19 protein-coding genes and 1 tRNA gene are annotated in these 17,949 nt (G+C 55.2%); 15 read left to right on the top strand and 5 right to left on the bottom strand.

Translation table 11 applies throughout. From position 1 onward, the window contains the following. Window positions 1-193 precede the first annotated feature (193 nt). Complete coding sequence (locus AD944_RS11825) at window positions 194-2,311, top strand: prolyl oligopeptidase family serine peptidase (RefSeq protein ID WP_236709196.1); 2,118 nt, start codon at window positions 194-196, stop codon at window positions 2,309-2,311. Window positions 2,312-2,443: 132 nt separating this feature from the next. Here the strand turns inward: AD944_RS11825 and rpsU are convergent, their stop codons facing one another. Beyond that, window positions 2,444-2,647, bottom strand: coding sequence for a 30S ribosomal protein S21 (gene rpsU, locus AD944_RS11820; RefSeq protein ID WP_006557524.1), 204 nt, complete (start codon window positions 2,645-2,647; stop codon window positions 2,444-2,446). A gap of 201 nt (window positions 2,648-2,848) precedes the next feature. Here rpsU and def point away from each other — a divergent pair, with 201 nt between their 5' ends. Genes def through AD944_RS11795 form a run of 5 tightly spaced genes read left to right on the top strand, consistent with a single transcriptional unit; the run spans window position 2,849 to window position 6,714 of the window. Beyond that, window positions 2,849-3,379: a peptide deformylase gene (gene def / locus AD944_RS11815; protein WP_035380931.1), complete on the top strand. Its 531-nt coding sequence runs from the start codon at window positions 2,849-2,851 to the stop codon at window positions 3,377-3,379. Continuing rightward, the gene (locus AD944_RS11810; RefSeq protein ID WP_045542244.1) at window positions 3,376-4,056 is read left to right on the top strand and encodes a ubiquinone biosynthesis protein COQ9; all 681 of its coding nucleotides are present in this window, start codon (window positions 3,376-3,378) and stop codon (window positions 4,054-4,056) included. The genes def and AD944_RS11810 overlap by 4 nt, the downstream gene beginning before the upstream one ends. 21 nt (window positions 4,057-4,077) lie before the next feature. Further along, on the top strand, window positions 4,078-4,605 hold the full coding sequence (locus AD944_RS11805; RefSeq protein WP_045542243.1) for a MarR family winged helix-turn-helix transcriptional regulator: 528 nt from the start codon (window positions 4,078-4,080) through the stop codon (window positions 4,603-4,605). Then, entirely contained in the window at window positions 4,595-5,329 is a 735-nt protein-coding gene (locus AD944_RS11800) for a response regulator (protein ID WP_035380925.1), read from the top strand. Before AD944_RS11805 ends, AD944_RS11800 begins: the two co-directional genes overlap by 11 nt. A 5-nt stretch (window positions 5,330-5,334) precedes the next feature. Continuing rightward, window positions 5,335-6,714 (top strand): ATP-binding protein, encoded by a 1,380-nt coding sequence (locus AD944_RS11795; RefSeq protein WP_035380923.1) that lies wholly within the window; start codon window positions 5,335-5,337, stop codon window positions 6,712-6,714. Between the two features lie 150 nt (window positions 6,715-6,864). On the opposite strand, the gene AD944_RS11790 is transcribed toward AD944_RS11795, so the two are convergent. Further along, the gene (locus tag AD944_RS11790; RefSeq protein WP_035380921.1) at window positions 6,865-7,422 is read right to left on the bottom strand and encodes an outer membrane protein assembly factor BamE; all 558 of its coding nucleotides are present in this window, start codon (window positions 7,420-7,422) and stop codon (window positions 6,865-6,867) included. 281 nt (window positions 7,423-7,703) lie between these two features. Here AD944_RS11790 and AD944_RS11785 point away from each other — a divergent pair, with 281 nt between their 5' ends. From AD944_RS11785 to AD944_RS11755, 7 genes are all read left to right on the top strand, one after another. Next, window positions 7,704-8,258, top strand: a complete 555-nt coding sequence (locus tag AD944_RS11785; RefSeq protein ID WP_035380919.1) for a YceD family protein — start codon at window positions 7,704-7,706, stop codon at window positions 8,256-8,258. Between the two features lie 162 nt (window positions 8,259-8,420). Further along, window positions 8,421-8,624 carry a 50S ribosomal protein L32 gene (rpmF, locus tag AD944_RS11780; RefSeq protein ID WP_035380917.1) on the top strand — a complete coding sequence of 68 codons (204 nt, stop codon included), beginning with the start codon at window positions 8,421-8,423 and terminating at the stop codon, window positions 8,622-8,624. 81 nt (window positions 8,625-8,705) lie between these two features. Then, on the top strand, window positions 8,706-9,812 hold the full coding sequence (gene plsX, locus AD944_RS11775) for a phosphate acyltransferase PlsX (RefSeq protein ID WP_006557515.1): 1,107 nt from the start codon (window positions 8,706-8,708) through the stop codon (window positions 9,810-9,812). Between the two features lie 65 nt (window positions 9,813-9,877). Further along, a complete protein-coding gene (locus tag AD944_RS11770) occupies window positions 9,878-10,843 on the top strand; it encodes a beta-ketoacyl-ACP synthase III (RefSeq protein ID WP_045542242.1) in 966 nt (321 codons plus the stop codon). Window positions 10,844-10,881: 38 nt separating this feature from the next. Next, window positions 10,882-11,238 (top strand): integration host factor subunit alpha, encoded by a 357-nt coding sequence (locus tag AD944_RS11765; RefSeq protein ID WP_254906989.1) that lies wholly within the window; start codon window positions 10,882-10,884, stop codon window positions 11,236-11,238. After that, the gene (locus AD944_RS17490) at window positions 11,231-12,187 is read left to right on the top strand and encodes a MerR family transcriptional regulator (protein WP_045542241.1); all 957 of its coding nucleotides are present in this window, start codon (window positions 11,231-11,233) and stop codon (window positions 12,185-12,187) included. Before AD944_RS11765 ends, AD944_RS17490 begins: the two co-directional genes overlap by 8 nt. A 62-nt stretch (window positions 12,188-12,249) precedes the next feature. Next, a tRNA-Pro gene (locus AD944_RS11755) sits at window positions 12,250-12,323 on the top strand. A gap of 226 nt (window positions 12,324-12,549) precedes the next feature. Here AD944_RS11755 and AD944_RS11750 read toward each other — a convergent pair. Then, window positions 12,550-13,686 (bottom strand): AI-2E family transporter, encoded by a 1,137-nt coding sequence (locus AD944_RS11750; RefSeq protein ID WP_045542240.1) that lies wholly within the window; start codon window positions 13,684-13,686, stop codon window positions 12,550-12,552. A gap of 198 nt (window positions 13,687-13,884) precedes the next feature. On the opposite strand from AD944_RS11750, the gene murJ reads away from it, so the two are divergent. After that, window positions 13,885-15,435, top strand: a complete 1,551-nt coding sequence (gene murJ / locus AD944_RS11745; RefSeq protein ID WP_045542239.1) for a murein biosynthesis integral membrane protein MurJ — start codon at window positions 13,885-13,887, stop codon at window positions 15,433-15,435. Between the two features lie 28 nt (window positions 15,436-15,463). Beyond that, complete coding sequence (locus tag AD944_RS17270; protein ID WP_045542238.1) at window positions 15,464-16,762, top strand: UdgX family uracil-DNA binding protein; 1,299 nt, start codon at window positions 15,464-15,466, stop codon at window positions 16,760-16,762. On the opposite strand, the gene AD944_RS11735 is transcribed toward AD944_RS17270, so the two are convergent. Together AD944_RS11735 and AD944_RS11730 are read right to left on the bottom strand one after the other, a co-directional pair. After that, entirely contained in the window at window positions 16,759-17,049 is a 291-nt protein-coding gene (locus AD944_RS11735) for an integration host factor subunit beta (RefSeq protein WP_035380904.1), read from the bottom strand. The two genes, AD944_RS17270 and AD944_RS11735, sit on opposite strands and share 4 nt — an antisense overlap. Before the next feature lie 222 nt (window positions 17,050-17,271). Beyond that, entirely contained in the window at window positions 17,272-17,733 is a 462-nt protein-coding gene (locus tag AD944_RS11730; RefSeq protein WP_035380902.1) for a MucR family transcriptional regulator, read from the bottom strand. Between the last annotated feature and the right edge of the window lie 216 nt (window positions 17,734-17,949).

Below are 17,949 nucleotides of genomic sequence, written 5' to 3'. Positions count from 1 at the left end.
GCGTTTGCTTTCCGGATATCACTCTGGAAGCATGAAAAACGGAAGGATAAAATGCCTTCCGTTTTCTATTCTCCCCTCTTTGTGTCATGGCCACAAGGAGGGTGCAGAACGGGAAGGCCAAGACAAATTGTCTTCTTTCCGATACAAAATAAAACCCGTTGAAATGTGACAGCAGAATAAGAGGACAGTCTTGATGCGTCTTGGACGTTGGATACTGACATGCGCGGCATCAGCGCTTGTTATGGCAGGGGCAGCAAGTCACGGGGTTGCTCAAACTGACGGGATGGGAAAAGACGCCTCTTTTCTGAATGACATTCACGGAGCAAAAGCGCTGGCCTGGGTCAGGGCGCAGAACCATCATACAACGTCAACTCTTGAAAAAGACAAGCGTTATCAAGGGTTCTATAAAAATACGCTATCAGTTCTTCAGGCGTCAGACCGCCTTGCCATGCCGGAGATTCTGGGCGGAGATATCTGGAATTTCTGGCAGGACGCACATCATCCTCATGGATTGTGGCGGATGACCAATCGGTCTTCCTATCTGACAAAGCAGCCAAAATGGCAGACCCGGTTGGATGTGGATGCTCTGGCAGCCAAGGAGCACATGAACTGGGTTTTTGAAGGGGCTGACTGCCTCGCCCCGGAAGATGAGCATTGTCTGGTAACGCTCTCTAACGGGGGCGAGGATGCCAACACCCTGCGCGAGTTCGATACAAAGACAGGGCAGTTTGTGCCCAACGGCTTTGTTTTTTCACGTTCCAAGCAGACGGCGGCGTGGGTTGATCAGGATACGATCCTGCTGGCGCGGGATTGGGATGGAAAAGGCACGACCCTCACGCCATCCGGTTATCCGTTTGTTGTGAAGAAGATGGTGCGCGGTGGCCCAGAAGGGCAGGCTGTTGAACTGTACCGGGGTGAGAAATCAGACATGATTGTCTCCCCCATGGTGCTGACGGATGGAGACGGCCATAAACTGGTTATAATCCAGCGCAACGTGACGTTTTTTGAAACTCATTATGCGGTGGTTGAAGGCGATAAACTGCGTTGGCTCGCCGTGCCCGCCAAAAGTGAAATTCATGGTCTGCTGAAGGGGCGTCTTGTTTTGTCCGTTCAGGAAGACTGGCATCCTCAGGGCTTGCCCGTGGTGCCAGCGGGCAGTCTGGTCTCCATAGACCCGGCAGCACCGGAGAACGGTGTGGAAGTTATTTTTACCCCCGGGCCGTCCCAATCCATTGATGAAGTGGGGGTGACCAAAAATACGGTTCTGGTCAGTCTGTTTGATAACGTGCGCGGTCGCGCCATGCGCTTTACGGAAATGCAGCCGGGGCGTCCATGGAATGGTGAGGCGCTGGATCTGCCAGACATGACCTCCATTCATATCGTGACGACAGATCACGCCTCAGATACCGCGTATCTGAGCGTGGAGGGATATCTTGAGCCCCAACAACTCTGGCTGGTGGATGAGACAACGGTTCCCCGTAAGGTGAAGGCAGCACCTGCGCGCTTCAATACGGCGGGCCTGACCACGGAGCAGTTCTGGGCGAAGTCCACAGATGGAACACGTATTCCTTATTTTGTGGTGCACAGAAAGAACATGAAACTGAGTGGGGCCAACCCCACGCTGCTGACAGCATATGGTGGTTTTCAGGTATCTTATACGCCCACCTATGCGCCGGAAATCGGCAAGCTGTGGCTGGAGCGCGGCGGTGTGTATGTTGTCGCCAATATCCGTGGCGGGGGGGAGTTTGGACCTGCTTGGCATGAAGCTGGCCGTAAATCAGGCAGACAGAGCGTTTATGATGATTTTGCCGCAGTGGGGCAGGATCTGGTTTCACGGAAAATAACCACGCCGCGTCACCTCGGTATTCGGGGGCGTTCTAATGGTGGTTTGCTGGCGGGTGTGCAGATGGTGCAGCATCCGGATATGTGGAACGCGGTGATTATTGGTGTGCCGCTGCTGGATATGGAACATTTTGAAACCATGTCTGCCGGGGCATCGTGGGCGGATGAATATGGGTCCATGTCCGTTCCTGCAGAGGCAGCTTTTCTTAAAAAGATATCACCCGTGCAGCATCTCAAGGCTGAGGTGACTTACCCCACACCATTTATTTTTACGGCCACGAGTGATGACAGGGTGGGGCCGGTTCATGCCCGCCGATTTGCGGCACGGCTGGAAGCTCTGGGCAAGCCGTTCTTCTATTATGAAGATATTGAGGGAGGTCATTCCGGTACAGTCAATGCGCCGGAAGTGGCCCATGAGCGTGCGTTGGAAGCCGTCTATCTGTCTCATCGGCTGATGGATGCACACTGAATGATCTGACAACTGGCCCCTGTCTTCCAAGGGGCCGGTTTGAGACAGTGGGGCAGAGAGGGTTTGCTCCATAAAGAAAAGGCCGGGCACCTTGCGGTGCACCGGCCTTTTTCTGGCGTATGAAGCGGAAGCTTAGAAGCCTTCGCGTTCCAGACGCTTGCGTTCCATTTTGCGAGCGCGGCGCACGGCCTCAGCAGACTCACGGGCTTTACGCTCGGACGGCTTTTCAAAATGACGACGCAGCTTCATTTCACGGAAGATCCCTTCGCGCTGCATTTTCTTTTTGAGTGCCTTGAGAGCCTGATCGACATTGTTGTCACGGACGAGAACGTGCACTTGGCCACTAACCCCTGTTTCAGAAAACCCGGATAACCCCGGTTTTGAAGTGATATGAAAAAAGAACCGATCCAGCACCAGCGCGCTGCCGATTCCTCTATTGGCGGCGTCTATAGCACGGGCTGATGTAAATACACAATTCGTTCTTGCTTCTTGCCAACAAACTCTTGTGACACAGTTCTTTCAGAAAGGGAGTGTGGAATGGCTGTACTGAAAATTGCCCGGATGGGGCATCCTGTGTTGCTGAAAAAGGCGGAGGAGGTGGAAGATGGCACCGCGCCAGATATTCAGCGCCTTATTGATGATATGATAGAAACATTGGCTGATGCTGGCGGTGTAGGGCTGGCCGCGCCACAAGTTCATGTTTCGAAAAGGCTTTTTCTCTATTCTGTTCCGGAAAGTCGGAGCGAAGGAGTGGACGATCCTGCCCTGGATGTGCAGGTGATCATCAATCCTGAGCTTGAACCGGTGGATGAAGAGATGATTCCGCGGTTTGAAGGATGCCTGTCCATTCCCGGATGGCGGGGCGAAGTGCCGCGTTACAAGCGGGTCCGCTATGCTGGTTACGACAGAACAGGAAATCGCGTGGAGGGTGTGGCCTCCGGATTCCGGGCGCATGTCATGCAGCATGAAATGGACCATCTGAACGGGATTCTCTATCCCATGCGGATGACGGATCTTGGCAAGTTGGGTTTTGAGGCCGAAATGGCGCGATATGGAGTGCGGGCATGAGCGGGTGGAGCGGGAAAGTGCAGCAGGCAGTGTCTCTGGCGGTAGCCGGGCTTGCAACGAGCAGCATGCCAGCTGCGATAGAACGGGACCCTGTGCGTGATACGGCCCTGAAAAAACTTGCCTCCGTTGCCGGAGAGCGGGGCTGGAGTCTCGCGGTACTGCGGGATGTCGCCGGGCCTGAGGCTGACCTGCTTTTTCCCGGCGGGCCTGTGGAAATGGTAGAGGCTTGGTCTGACCTGTGTGACCGGGACATGATTGCCGCCATGGCGGATACCGAGGAGCCTCGCCTCAGTCAGCGTGTCAAACAGGCGCTTCTGCTGCGGTTACCCGTTGATCCGGCCATGCGGAGTGGGGCGAAAACAGGTTTTGGCGTTCTGGCTGCGCCATGCGGTCGGGGTGCGCTTCGCCGTTCCCTGATGCGTACCGTGAATGCCATCTGGCAGGCGGCGCAGGACGATTCGTCGGGCATGACTTACATGACCAAGCGGCTCACTCTGGGCACGGTATATGGCGCGACGCTTCTCTACTGGCTCTCCCGTGGACAAAATGAGGCCGATCTGGCGGCGTTTGTTGAACGGCGTCTGGCCGGTGTGCTGCGGCTGGGCCGCCTTAAGGCGCGTCTGACCGGGGGCCTTCAGCCCGTCAGACAGCCCGAGCCTTATGCGACATCAGCCTGACAGACGCGCAGGAACAGCGGGATGAGTGGGTATCGTCCGAGTGATGACGCCGGGGCAGGACTCCTTTTTCTCAGGGAAGAACAGATTCGGCTGGCCCAGACCATGATGCTGTTGGCAGGGCGGGACATGGCGGAAGCCATGGAGCCGATTCTGGCGGAGCGGTCTCTGGGGCGGGCGCATTATCGGGTGTTGCAGGTGTTGGCTTTTAGCCCCGGTCTTTCTGTCAGCCGTCTGCAGGAGATTCTTGGCGTGACCAAGCAAAGCCTCGGGCGCACGCTGGGGGAGTTGACCGAACGGGGATATCTGGAAAGCGAGTCCTGCATGCGAGACCGGCGGCAGAGGCTTTTAAGGCTGAGCAAAGAAGGCCAGAGTGTTGAGGCGTGTTTGTTTGCCGTGGTGCGGCACCGGCTGGTTGCTGCGTATCGGGAAGCTGGTGGTGCTGCGGTGGAAGGGTTCCGCCGTGTGATGTGGGGCATGCTCTCTGAAAGCAGCCGCACATTGGTGGCTGAGGATGCCGCCGGACGAAAGAAGGGACGCCATGGTTCATAATCTGCGCGATGATATCATGCAGGAAGAAGGAATGGCGCCGCATGTGATTGTTGTGGATGATGATCCGCGACTGCGACGTTTGCTCCAACGTTACCTGTCCGAGCATGGATTTCGGATCAGCGTGGCGGCCAGTGCAGCAGAGGCACGCCAGGCGTTGGGGGGAATTCAGCCGGATGCCATGGTGTTGGACGTGACAATGCCGGGAGAAAACGGGCTCGAACTCACGCGGGCCTTGCGCGATACAGGGCAAGAATTTCCCATCCTGCTGCTGACAGCACGAGGTGAGCCGGCAGACCGTATTTCCGGGCTTGAAGCCGGTGCGGATGATTATTTAGGAAAGCCGTTTGAGCCTCGGGAACTTCTTTTGCGGCTCAAGGCCCATCTGCGGCGTCTGGCACCTGCGCCCGCCACCGATAATCTGCGGATTATCCGGCTGGGTGAACTGGAGTTTGATCCGGTGCGGGCGCTGCTTTCCGGCCCGGAAGGAAACATTCATCTCACGGGGGGAGAGGCTGCTCTGCTGTCCGTGCTTGCGCGTCGTCCCAACGAGGTTTTTACGCGAGACGAAATTGCCAGAGCACTTGATATGGCTGAAATTGGCGAACGGGCTGTAGATGTGCAGGTCACCCGTTTGCGTCGCCGTATCGAACCAGACCCACGTGAACCGCGCTTTCTGCATACCATTCGTGGGCGTGGCTATGTGTTGAAACCGGGTGTGCAATAAGGCTGATGAGCCGGAGAGCGCTCAGGCTGTTTCCGTCACGGATATGGAAATCCCGTCGGGTGGAGAAATCCATGCGGCGGGTTCTACCGCGTTCCCTGCTTGGCCGGTCGCTCCTGATTGTGTTCATTCCGCTGCTGGTAACGCAGGCAATTTCTCTGGAGCTGTTTTACGGAAACTTTCTCAAGGTTGTATCGCGCCGTCTGTCAGACAGTGTGAGTTCCGAAATTGTGCTTTCGCTCAATGCGTTGGAGCGGTTGCACAAACAAAGCGACAAGGAATGGTTTGTCGAACAGGCGCGTGACCACCTGCAACTGGTGGAAACCTGGCACGCGGGAGCCAAGCTGCGACGCATTGGTTTCAATCACGTACTGGGCCCGATGGATGAGGATCTGGCTCATGCGCTGGAAAGCGCCATCGACCATCCATTTTTTGTGAATTGGCGGAGTGATCCTCATACCGTGAAAATTTCCATCCAACTGAGTGATGGGGTGCTTGAGGTGGAAGCGCCCCGCAAACGGCTGGATATGGGGCAGATCTGGCTGTTTGTGGCATGGGCTTTAGGCAGTTCTCTGTTGCTGTTTATCATTGCCAGCCTGTTCATGCGTAATCAGGTGCGGGCTATCAGGCGGCTGGCGCATGCGGCCGAACAATTTGGTCTGGGACGGGATATCGGGCCCATCAAACCGGAAGGGGCGCAGGAAGTGCGTAAGGCTTCTGTAGCCTTCAACCGCATGCAGGACCGGATCTTCCGATTTGTGTCTCAACGGACAGGCGTTCTGGCTGGTGTATCGCACGATCTGCGCACACCGTTGACGCGCATTCGTCTCTCATTGGCCATGATGCCACGCACAGGGGTGGTGAAGGCGGAAGATCTGCGCGGGGATGTCGATGACATGATCGGTGATGTGGTTGAAATGGAACACATGATCGACAGTTATCTGGCGTTCGCACGCGGCGAGGGCGCTGAAACACCTCTGATGGTGGAATTTGCACCGTTTGTAGAAGACGTTGTGGCGGCGGCGCGGAGAGCGGGGGCACGGGTGCGGGCGGTGAGCGTGCAGAAAGGGCTGCACGTCATGATACGTCCGGACGCAGTGAGGCGTGCATTAACCAACCTGCTGGATAATGCACGCAGGCATGGCGGTGCGATAACAATAACAGCGCGCTCTGTAGCGGAAGGGGCGTGTATTCTGGTGGATGATGATGGTCCGGGCATCAGTCCGGAGCGGCGCGAAGCAGTTTTCCGGGCCTTTGAAAGCGGCCGGGGTGGCGGCACAGGTTTGGGCCTGACCATCTCCCGTGACATTGTCCGCGCCCATGGTGGAGAGATGGAACTGGATGTCTCCCCCTCAGGCGGACTGCGCGTGCGCATTCTCTTGCCATAAAAGGTGCAGGATATTTTGAGAGGCTGGGTGCTGACGGCTGAATAGGTCAGGCGTTCAGATTCACCGCTTTTGGAACTTCAGAATAATCCGGCAGCAGGGCGTTCTGTTTAGGAGAGCCCAAAAGACCCTCCTGTTAAACAGCCACTACTCTTAAAGCGTATTGCCGGAGCCAAAGTGGCCGGGGCCACTGTTGTTGCCCATCATGCCGTTGCCGGATGTGCTGCCGCCGCCCATCATGTTCTGCATAGGGTTGTAACGGCCCACGTTACCCAGAATCTGCTGAAGGATGTTGATGCTGGTGCCCGGGGTTGGCGTTACCTGGCTGATCATCGCCACGGGACGCGCATCCCGGCGGCTGAGGGTCCGCAGGCTTTCCAATGTACCGTTGCCACCAAACTTGAGAACAACAACCTGCTGTTTCTTGATGCCCGGAAAATCTATGGGGCGCAGATAGGTGGCCATGGAAATATAAATCCATGTGTTGTCGTCAAAGGCCCCCTTGGTCGTGGCGGAGCCGAGAAGATCGACCGCATCAGCCCGTGTGCTCGTGCCGGGAATAAGCTGATTGTAGTCATCAGCTTCAATCAGGGAGCCACGGGGGATAGGGGTGGGGCGGAACACATTGCAGCCAGAAAGAACGCACAGGGCTGCCAATAACCCGCACTTTGCGCGGACATTGGCAATTTTTCTTGAGCGTTGCGGCATCATGTCAGTAAAGCACCCCGGTTTGTGCAGTCACTCTAACGTGTCGAGATAAAAAAAGACAGGGCTGCCCACACGTAGGCACCTGCTTCTGTCGGATGCCCGAACAGGCGGAGGGCGTCAATTCCTGAATTCCATCATAGGGGTGTTTTACAGGAAAGCCCATGTTCCGCCCTTACGGAACGCAGGCTTTGTGATAGGGCTGTCAGTGTCTGTTCCCTGCAAATACAGCGGTGGCAGCGTGTTTGAATTAAACATCAGAGATGTCTTTGTTTCAGGAGGCTCCCATGGCCGCTAAACCGGAATTTTCCCGCCTGACGGCCGTACGCCGAATCGCGCCGGGAGGGCTGGATGTGACTGTTGAGGCAACACCTGAGGAATGCGAGCAGATTGCCGTGCGCCTCGGGTTGCCTGAAGTCAGCATGGTGCGGTGCAAATATCACCTGACCGCTACGGGGCGGGACTGCGTTACCGCGCACGGCGCACTGGCAGCCCGGTTCAAGCAGACCTGTGTAGTCACCCTTGAACCGTTTGAAGATGTTCTGGCAGGATCTTTTGTGGTGCAGTTTGTGCCTGCGGAAGATTTTGAAGAAAGTGCCGAGCCTGATCTGGAAGCGATTGATGAAATTCCTTATGAAGGAGACTCCATTGATCTTGGAGAAGCGGCTGTAGAGCAGTTTGCTCTGGATCTGGAGCCTTATCCTCACGCGCCGGATGCGGTTTTGCCCCCCGGACTTGTGATGACCGAGGAAGAGGCGGAGAAACGGGCGCAGGAAGAGGCGCGTGCCAGAGGAAACACGCCATTTTCCGCGCTTGAACAGTTGCGCCGTAAAGATAGCTGACCTGTTGGGGGCGGATTTCTTGCAGTGTTGCTTGCGAAAGGGGCAGCTCTCTGCTAGAGCCCGCCCTCAATCTGGTGATTAACCTGTTTTGTCTTGCTGGCGGCATGGCCTGAGTGTTGTGGCGCCGGTGGTCTTTAGATCTGTTTGGAGGGGCTCGGGCCCATGGCTGTACCCAAAAGAAAAACCTCGCCTTCACGTCGTGGCATGCGTCGCAGCCATGAAGCCCTGCGTGTGGAGGCCTATGCTGAATGCTCCAACTGTGGTGAGCTGAAGCGTCCGCACAACATTTGCAGCCACTGTGGTCATTATGATGGCCGTGAAGTGATTGCTGCGGGCAAAGCGCTGAAAGTCGCTGTGCGCGCCTGAAAATGAAAGTGCTCGTCTCTCCCTGAGGAGAGAGGGCACAATGCGAGGGTAAGGCATCTGCAGCATGGCAGAGAAGCAGGCATGAGCAAGAAAGAGAGTCCAGATATTTCCATTTCAGAACAGAGTGAGGTGTTCAGCCTTGCTGTTGATGGAATGGGAGGCGATGGAGCTCCTGATGTGGTTGTCGCTGGGCTTGCTATAGCTGCTGATCGTCATCCCGGCATGCGGGTGCTGCTAACAGGAGATGAAGCAAAGCTTCGTCCACTTTTGGCCAAGCACCCAAAGGCTGAGTCCATCTGCACCATCTGGCATACGGATGAGGCCGTGCCGATGGACATGAAGCCAACCGCCGCCCTGCGCGTGCGGAAATCTTCCATGCGTCTTGGCATGGATGCTGTGGCAAGCGGTCGGGCCAGAGGCGTTGTTTCCGCTGGTAACAGCGGGGCCATGCTGGCATTGGCCAAGATTGTGGTCAAAACCATGCCCGGCATTTCCCGTCCTGCCATGGCGGCCATCAGCCCCACAATCAAAGGCGACGTGGTCATGCTTGACCTCGGTGCCAATGTGGCGTGCGATTGGCGCAATCTGGTGGAATTTGCGGTGATGGGGGAAGCCTTTGCAAAGGCTGTTCTTGGTCTTCCCGCTCCACGGATCGGTCTCCTCAATATCGGTTCAGAGGAACTTAAAGGCGACGAGAAGCTGCGTATCGCTTCTGAAGTCCTGCGGGAAAGCCCGCTGGCGTCCCAGTTCCATGGCTTTATTGAAGGCCACGATATTACAGCCGGCACTACGGATGTTGTGGTGACGGACGGCTTTACAGGAAATGTCGCGCTGAAAACGGGGGAAGGGGTGCTGAAAATGGCAACCTCTCTTCTGCGTCAGGTTTTCAGTCGCGGTATTATCGCCAAGATTGGTTATCTTCTGGTTCGGCCCGGCCTTGAGCGGATGAAAGAGTGGCTTGATCCCCGCCGCTATAACGGAGCCGTGTTTGTTGGTCTGAACGGCGTGGTTGTAAAATCCCACGGCGGCACAGATGCGGAAGGCTTCGCCGCCGCAGTTGATGTTGCCATGGATATGGTCACCCACGGCTTCAATGATGGTATTCGCGAGCGTCTGACCCATATGGGGGCGCTTCTATCCCACCAGCAGGCTTCCATGGAACGTGAACCCGCCGTGACGGCGTCCTGACAGGATAGAATAGCACAGCATTGATGCCCGTGTGGTAGCCGGTGCTGGATAATGAAAGAGCAGAGATGGCGAGACGTTCGCTTCTGGTAGGGTTTGGTGGGTTCCTGCCAGATCGTGTCGTGACTAACGATGAACTGGCAGCCCAGCTTGATACATCCGATGACTGGATCAAAACCCGCACTGGCATAACCCAGCGTCATATTGCAGGGCCGAATGATACGGCAACCAGCATGGGTGCTCAGGCGGCCCGTCGTGCTTTGGATTATGCAGGCCTGACTCCGGCAGATATTGATGCGGTCATTGTTGGAACGTCCACGCCTGATCAGGCTTTCCCGGCTACGGCGGTCAGAATTCAGGCCGAACTGGGCATGCAGCAGGGATTCGGGTTTGACCTCGCGGCGGCCTGCTCCGGATTTATTTTTGCTCTTTCAACAGCAGATGCGTTTATACGCAGCGGCCAGGCCCGAAATGTGCTGGTGATTGGCAGCGAGGTTTATTCCCGTATTGTTGATTGGTCAGACCGCGGAACGTGTGTGCTGTTTGGCGATGGCGCCGGAGCTGTCGTTTTGTCTGGCACTGATGAGCCTGGTGAGGCTGGTCTCCTTTCCACCCATCTGCATTGTGATGGGACCGCAGGTGATCTGTTGTATGTGGACGGCGCCGTGGGTCGCCGGGAAATGAGCGGGCATCTAAAAATGAGCGGACGGGATGTGTTCCGCCACGCCGTGGCCAAGCTTTCTTCTTCCGTGGATGAAGCATTGAAAGCCGAAGGGCTGGAATATGGCGATGTCTCCTGGTTGGTGCCGCACCAGGCCAATATCCGTATCATCGAAGGGGTGGCGAAAAAGCTGAACCTTCCGCCAGAACGGGTGGTGATCACGGTTGACCGTCATGCTAATACGTCCGCGGCCTCGATTCCGCTGGCGCTGGATGAAGCCGTGAGGGACGGACGTATCCAGAAAGGCGATCTGGTGTTGATGGAAGCCTTGGGTGGCGGCCTCACATGGGGGTCTGCTCTGGCTCGTTTCTAGTTTTTGATCAGGGAAGGAGGAGTCGTCGTTCAGTTTGAATTGACGAGGTCCGCCAACATGTTACCTTCTCTTTTATGGAAACTGTCACGCGTGCATCTCTGGTAGAGCAGATCTATCAGCAGGTTGGGCTGTCCCGAAAAGAATCCGCTGTTCTTCTGGAAGATATTCTGGAAACGGTAATGGTAGCGCTTGAACAAGGTGAAAGCGTGAAAATTAGCGGCTTTGGCACTTTTTCTGTCAGACAGAAAGGCCAGCGCAGCGGGCGTAATCCCAAAACGGGTGAGGAAGTCCCAATTCTTCCACGTTCGGTTCTGGTCTTCCGCCCCAGCCAGCTTTTGCGGGCAGAAGTGAATCACGAATCTCTTGATGCAGGTGTGGATGACGATAATGACTGAAGGCACGTTTTCTTCACCGGAAGACTCGATTCCCACACAGTCTGAAGAAGACACTTTCTCCCGGTCAGAAAAAGGGCCTCTGGCGTTCCGGACAATCAGTGAAGTGGCAGATGAACTGCACGTTCCGCAGCATGTGCTTCGCTTCTGGGAAACACGGTTCGAACAGGTTCGTCCCCTCAAGCGCGGCGGGGGGCGTCGGTATTATCGTCCCGCAGATATTGAACTGCTGCGCTACATTGCAGATCTGCTTTACAGCAAAGGTTACACTGTAAAGGGTGTTCAGCGCCTTCTGCGCGAAGGGGCTCATACGGCGGCAGATGTGGCGGACGCCCCGCCGACAGAACCGACGCCCCAACCAGAAACGGTGCAGCCTGCTGCTGAAGAAGCGCCAGTGCTTCCAGTTTCCGCAGGTACAGACCTTTCGCAACAGGCTGAGCCAGTCTCTGTTGAGGTCGTGCTTGTCGAGGTCGTTGATGCTGCAGACGGTAGCGCAATAGCCGAAGAAGCTGAGGCCCCTGCCAGTGTGTCTGAACCCGAGAGGGATGAAACACCGCAGGATGCGATTGGCGTGGTCGAGACCAATGTGGATGATGCCGTTTCTGCTGAAGCTCTCCCTGCATTAGTTCCAGAACCCATATCAGACGAGATTGCCCTGCAGCATGATGTTTCGGCTTTAGAAAGCTTGGAAGGCGGTTCTGCTCAGGACCAGTCTGCTGGTGTGACGGAAGAAGACGTGGTGGCAGCGTTCGGTGCTGAAGAGCCTGCCTCGGTTGAACAAGGTGATGATGCAGTAGACACTACAGAAGCCTTGCCTGAGCCGGATGAAGTGTCCGTGCAGGGTGAGGGTCATAATGTTGTGCAACTGAAAAAGCAGAATACACGGCTGCGTAATGATCTGGCCGATATCCTGCTTGAACTGCAAGCATTGCGCAGTCGCCTTTCTGCATAAAAAACAGATCAGGTGGCTTGTGCGGATAGCATGAGGCTGCTAAAGACCTCACGCCAAGCAAACGGGCAGTAGCGCAGTCTGGTAGCGCATCAGTCTGGGGGACTGGGGGTCGTGGGTTCGAATCCCGCCTGCCCGATATCTTGTTTGCTGAAGGTTTTCTTAAAAATCAAAAAGCAATGCCGGGTGTTCAGTTAGTGGACACCCTTTTTTGTTGTCTACATAATCCTGTTGAAAACACGGGTACTATAGGCAGCGGTTGCTTTAATGCTCTGTTCTGCCTGTGCGGGCCTTTCTTTCGACCCGCTGTACCGCACGCATAGTATGTAACCTTCTTTGGCGATATGCGCTTGTTCACTGAGCCTTTATGCTGGCGGTAGGGGAGGCTCAGGCCGTTCGCTCCCAGTGGTCCAGCGCCGCCACAACAGGTCCAGAGCAGCCATGGCAGCGGGGCCGACGAACAACCCAAGAAGCCCCCACGTTTCGGCTCCTCCCAAAATACCCAACAGAACCCACAGAAACGGAAGTTTTGTGCTCCCGCCAATCAGAACGGGGCGCACAAAGTGGTCAGCAACAAAAATAACCACGGCACCTATGCAGAACGTGGCAATACCGGCCACGGAAGCGCCTTGTGCCAGAATAAGAAGAGACACCAACCCAACGGCAATCATGGCACAGAAGGGGATCATGGCAGCCACGGCGGTTATAACGCCGAACAACGCCGGGTGGGGGGCGCCACAAAGAAAATAGACAACGCCCATCAACAGCCCTTCGGCCATGCCGACCAGCACCAATCCCTGCACGGTGCCATGGATGGAGGCTACAATCTGGCGGGCTATGGTTTCTCCACGCTTGCCAAAGGCACGGCGAGAGGCAACGCGACATTGCCGGATAACGGAGACGCCATCTTTATAAAGAAAGAAAAGCGTGACGATGGAAAAACAGAACAGGGTGCCGCGGTGAGCAATCTGCGACCCTACGGCTTTGGTCAGGGCAACGCCTTTGCTGTCCAAAGCACCCGTCAGGCCGGAAACATCTTGCGGATTGGCAAGATGAGCCTGCCACCAGGAGGTAAGTGTCTGGCTTCCAAATGGTAGGTGAGAAACGGCCTGTGGCACCGGAACGCCAGATTGACGGGCCTTTTCCAGCCATGCCAGTGCGCTCTGTGCTTCTCCCACGGCTTCCAGCGTGATGAGCATCATGGGAATGACAAAAATCAGTGCCATGGCTGCTGTGAAAATAAACGGTAGCAAAAGCCCTTTTGCTGCCTGCGGCCATGCCCTGCGCGCCCGGGTGTAAAGTGGCCAGGTGGCGATGGCAAACACACAGCCCCAAACCAGCGCAGGCAGAAAACCGTGAATGGTGTAAAGAGCAATGGCTAGAATGAAAAACGCCAGAACAGCCCGCGCCACTTCCTGTCCTCGCCGAGACCGCTGACTGGGCTTGACGAGAACACAACGCGGCGACCCGGAAAGAGAGGGCAGGTTGTGATGATCTGGCATGAAGGGCGCGTCTCCTCGGGTAGCAAAAAAATCATGTTGCGCTGGGCAGATGGCGCGGTCGAGTAAGAATATAGGTATGCTCAGTGATCTGAGTAACATAATTGCTGCTTTTTGGTGCCGTATTGCGCTGAATATTTTGGCTTTGCCGCTTTAACTCCTCTATCTCTCTGCAACAGGCTCCTCTTATAAGCGGCAATCATGCTCAGAAATTTTCTTACAGTCGGCGGCTGGACCATGCTCAGCCGTATCCTAGGTCTGGTGCGCGACCAGCTTCTGGCTGCCTTCATGGGGGCCGGTGCCTTGCAGGATGCGTATCAGGTGGCATTCCGCCTGCCCAACATGTTTCGGCGGCTATTTGGGGAAGGCGCTTTTAACGCGGCCTTTGTTCCCCTGTTTTCCTCAGTTCTGGCGCAGGAAGGGGAAGAACCAGCACGTAATTTTGCACGGCGTGCGCTGGGGGTGATGCTGGCATGGCTGATTTTTCTGTGTGTGGTGGGGGAAGTCTTCATGCCGCAGGTTTTGCGGCTTATTGCTCCAGGTTTTTTGCAGACGGGTGATCGTTACGCTCTTGGTGTTAGCCTGAGCCGTATTACCTTTCCCTATCTGGTATTGATCTGTGCTGCGGCACTTGTGGCCGGGGTGCTGAATGGCCTGCATAAGTTCAGCATGGCTGCGGCGGCTTATCTGGCCTTCAATGTGGTCGGCATTGCCGCCATTCTGTTTGTTTCTCCATTTATGCCGAATGTGGCGTATGCCGCCGCGTGGGGCGTTACCGCTTCCGGGGTGGTGCAGTTAGGGTTGCTGCTTTGGTCGTGCCATCGGGCCGACTTTGGGCTTATGCCACTGTGGCCGCAACTTACACCGCGTATTCGGTTGCTGGTACGCCGTATGGTGCCGGGATTGGTAGGGAGCGGGGTAGGGCAGATCAATCTGACAATCGATACGATCATTGCCACCTTGTTGCCCGCTGGCAGCGTTTCTTTGATGTATTTTGCAGATCGTATCAATCAGTTACCCTTGGGGGTACTCGGGGCTGCGGCGGGCACCACACTTCTGCCAGTTCTCACCCGTCATCTTGCAGCGGGGGATCATGAAGCCGCCCGTGCCGCACAAAACCGTTCCATTGAATATGTCTTGCTGCTGACTCTTCCTGCGGTGGCAGGATTACTGGTTTTGGCAGGGCCAATTATGGTTGTGCTGTTTGGTCATGGTTCTTTCACGGAACATGATGCCCTACTTTCAGCGCAGGCGTTGCGGGCTTATGCCATTGGTCTGCCTGCGTTTGTGATGGTGAAAGTACTATCGCCTGCCTTTTTCGCGCGGGGAGACACGCGGACGCCAGTTTATGTGGGCATCAGCATTCTGGTCTTCAATTTTATTCTGAACCTGCTGTTCATGAAACCTCTTCTGCATGTCGGACCGCCGCTTGCCAGCAGTGTTGCAGCTTTTCTGAACGTAGCTTTTCTCTCGATTCTTCTGCTGCGACGCGATGCTTTGCAACTGGAGCCGAAAACTGGCCGCAATATGGTTCTGACAATCGGTGCTTCTGCATTAATGGCGGGTGGTCTGCTGTGCCTGAAGGTCGTTGTGGGTTTTCCATCTGGCTTACTGCTGCGCATGATCTGGCTGGGCAGCATGATTGTTCTGGGTGCAGTCCTTTACGGGGTGCTGATGCATGCCTTTGGTATTATTGATGGGGCAAGTGTTCTGGCACGTCTTCGGCGTCGTTTTGGGAAGAAGGGCGTTTAAAAGGGTGTCAGTATAGGAAAGGAAGAGCGTGACCCAAATTCTTCTGGCGCATCAGGTTGATCTGGCAACATGGCGGCGGGCTACGCGGTATCACGTGTTTGCAGGAACACGCCCAGAAGATATCACATGGCTGGTGCAGCCTTCGGAGGCGCTGTTTCATCCTTCCTCTACGGACCCACAGACACTCTTCTCCACACCTGATGAGGGTAAGGGAGGGCTTCTTCGTCTTCCGCGTCGTTTGGTCGAGCGGTTGGTGCTGGCAATTCAGGCACATGAGTCCGAGCGGTTTTCGTTGCTTTATCGGCTTGTTTTCCGTGTTGTGCATGAACAGTTGGATATTCGCGCTGCGGTGGGTGATCCTGATGTGGAACAACTGGACGCGCTGGCTGAGGTCGTTACTGAGGAAACTCATAGGTTCCGTGCTGATTTTGCGGCCACCTTTCGCCATGATAGGCGGGGTGCGTGGGCGTGCGAGCCCGCCCATTATATTATTGAGGCCAATGCCGCCTATTGTCTGGAGCGTGTTGCAGAGCCTTGGGCTGTGCAGGCGGGATATAGGCGAATGCAATGGGATGGGCGTATTATCCAGTTCGGCCCCGGTAGTGAAGAAGGGCAGAATGCTCCTCTTTCCTGGCAAAGAGATGGGGCGGGTGTGTGGCAAGGATATCCCAAAACTGTATTGCCTCCCACGGCAGATGAGGTCGCCAAAACGCGTACGCTGGACCAACTGGGTAGCGAAGCTATGGACTGCCGTGCCTGTGCTTTGTGGGAGCCTGCAACGCGAACAGTGTTTGGAGAGGGGCCGGTAACCGCGCGTGTCATGCTGGTAGGCGAGCAACCGGGAGATCAGGAAGATCTGGCTGGGCATCCTTTTGTAGGGCCAGCAGGGCAGGTGCTTGATCGGGCTTTACGAGAAGCAGAGATTGAACGGCCAGACGTGTATGTAACAAATGCCGTCAAGCATTTCCGGTTTGTATGGAGAAATACCCGGCGTCTGCATCAAAAACCTGACCAAGAGGCTGTTGACGCCTGTCGCATATGGTTGAACGCAGAACGACGTCTCATTCAGCCTATATTGGTTGTGATGATGGGCGTTACGGCGGCCCAAAGCCTGCTCAAACGTCCTGTCACGATTTCTCGTGAGCGATCACGTATTTTTCCGCTGGAAGATGGCAGCCATGGATTGGTAACCGTGCACCCATCCTATCTGCTTCGTTTACCGAATGAGGCAGACAAACAGCGCGAGTATCAGCGTTTTCTGGAAGATTTGCGGCAGGTGAAACGGTTTATGGAAGAGAGCCAGAGCACTCAGCCGAGTGTTCTTTAGCTTTCGCGCGCCTTGTTAATGCGGGCGTGCAGCTCTTTTCCTGTTTTGAAAAACGGAATGAACTTTTTGGAAACCTGAACCTGCTCCCCGGTCTTGGGGTTGCGGCCAACACGGGGATCGCGCTCCTTGATGGAAAACGCCCCGAATCCGCGAAGCTCTACACGGTTGTTATCGGCAAGACTTTTGGAAATGGCCCCAAATACAGTGTTGACGATAAGATTGATGTCTTTGAGCTGAAGGTGTGGATGCTTTCTCATGAGAGCAGCAATGAGCTCAGATTTCGTCATACTTACCTTCCGGACTCACTTATGATCTGACCACATTATGGAGTGGGTAATCTAGGCGCTCTCTTTTTTTCAGAGAATACCACCACCAAAACCAAAATGCGTATCCTGTGACATCAAACCAGATTACGCATTTAAGCTTTCACTATGGCGGTATTGTTCGTCAATACCTAAAAACCCCGTCAGCACGAACCAGAGGAGTGCTCACGGGGTTCTGTCCTATCCTCAGGCAGATGCTTTCTTGGTGCGACGACCGCGACCATTTGCATCTTCCCCTTCCGGAGTGGCGTGGATCTTGCGGCCGAGGCCAATTTCACGGGCCAGAGTGGAACGACGTTCCGCATAGTTTGGAGCAACCATGGGGTAATCGGCAGGCAGGCCCCAGCGTTCACGGTACTGTTCAGGGGTCATGCCGTAAGCGCTTTGCAGGTGGCGCTTAAGCATTTTCAGTTTTTTACCATCTTCCAGACAGATGATGTAGTCAGGGAAAACGGAGCGCTTGACCGGAACGGCAGGCTGAAGTTTTTCAGGTTCGCTGACCGGCTGATCCGCTGATTTCAGAGCCTGATAAACATCTTTTATCAGGGCTGGGATCGTTGCCGGGTCCGTTGCGTTATTGGAGACGTGGGCAGAAACAATTTCCGCAACCAGGTCGAGAATGATGGGGTAGCTCTGGTTCTCAGTCATGATGGATCCATTTTTATTTTATCGGCTGATATGCAGTAACACATACTATCAGTATTCTTGTTTGTGAATAGAAAATATTGAAATGGCGCTGAATAAAGCGTCTTTTCTTTATCGAGTAGCCATTTTGTGGGAAGGGCAAAGATAAACGTCAAGTAAAATAAACGTTTTGTAATCTCTGTTTCTGCGTGCTGTGGAAACGTCTGAAGAATGAGTAGT

It is taken from the genome of Acetobacter tropicalis, assembly GCF_001580915.1.
GTDB lineage: Bacteria > Pseudomonadota > Alphaproteobacteria > Acetobacterales > Acetobacteraceae > Acetobacter > Acetobacter tropicalis.
This window is presented reverse-complemented; position numbering and strand designations above follow the sequence as displayed.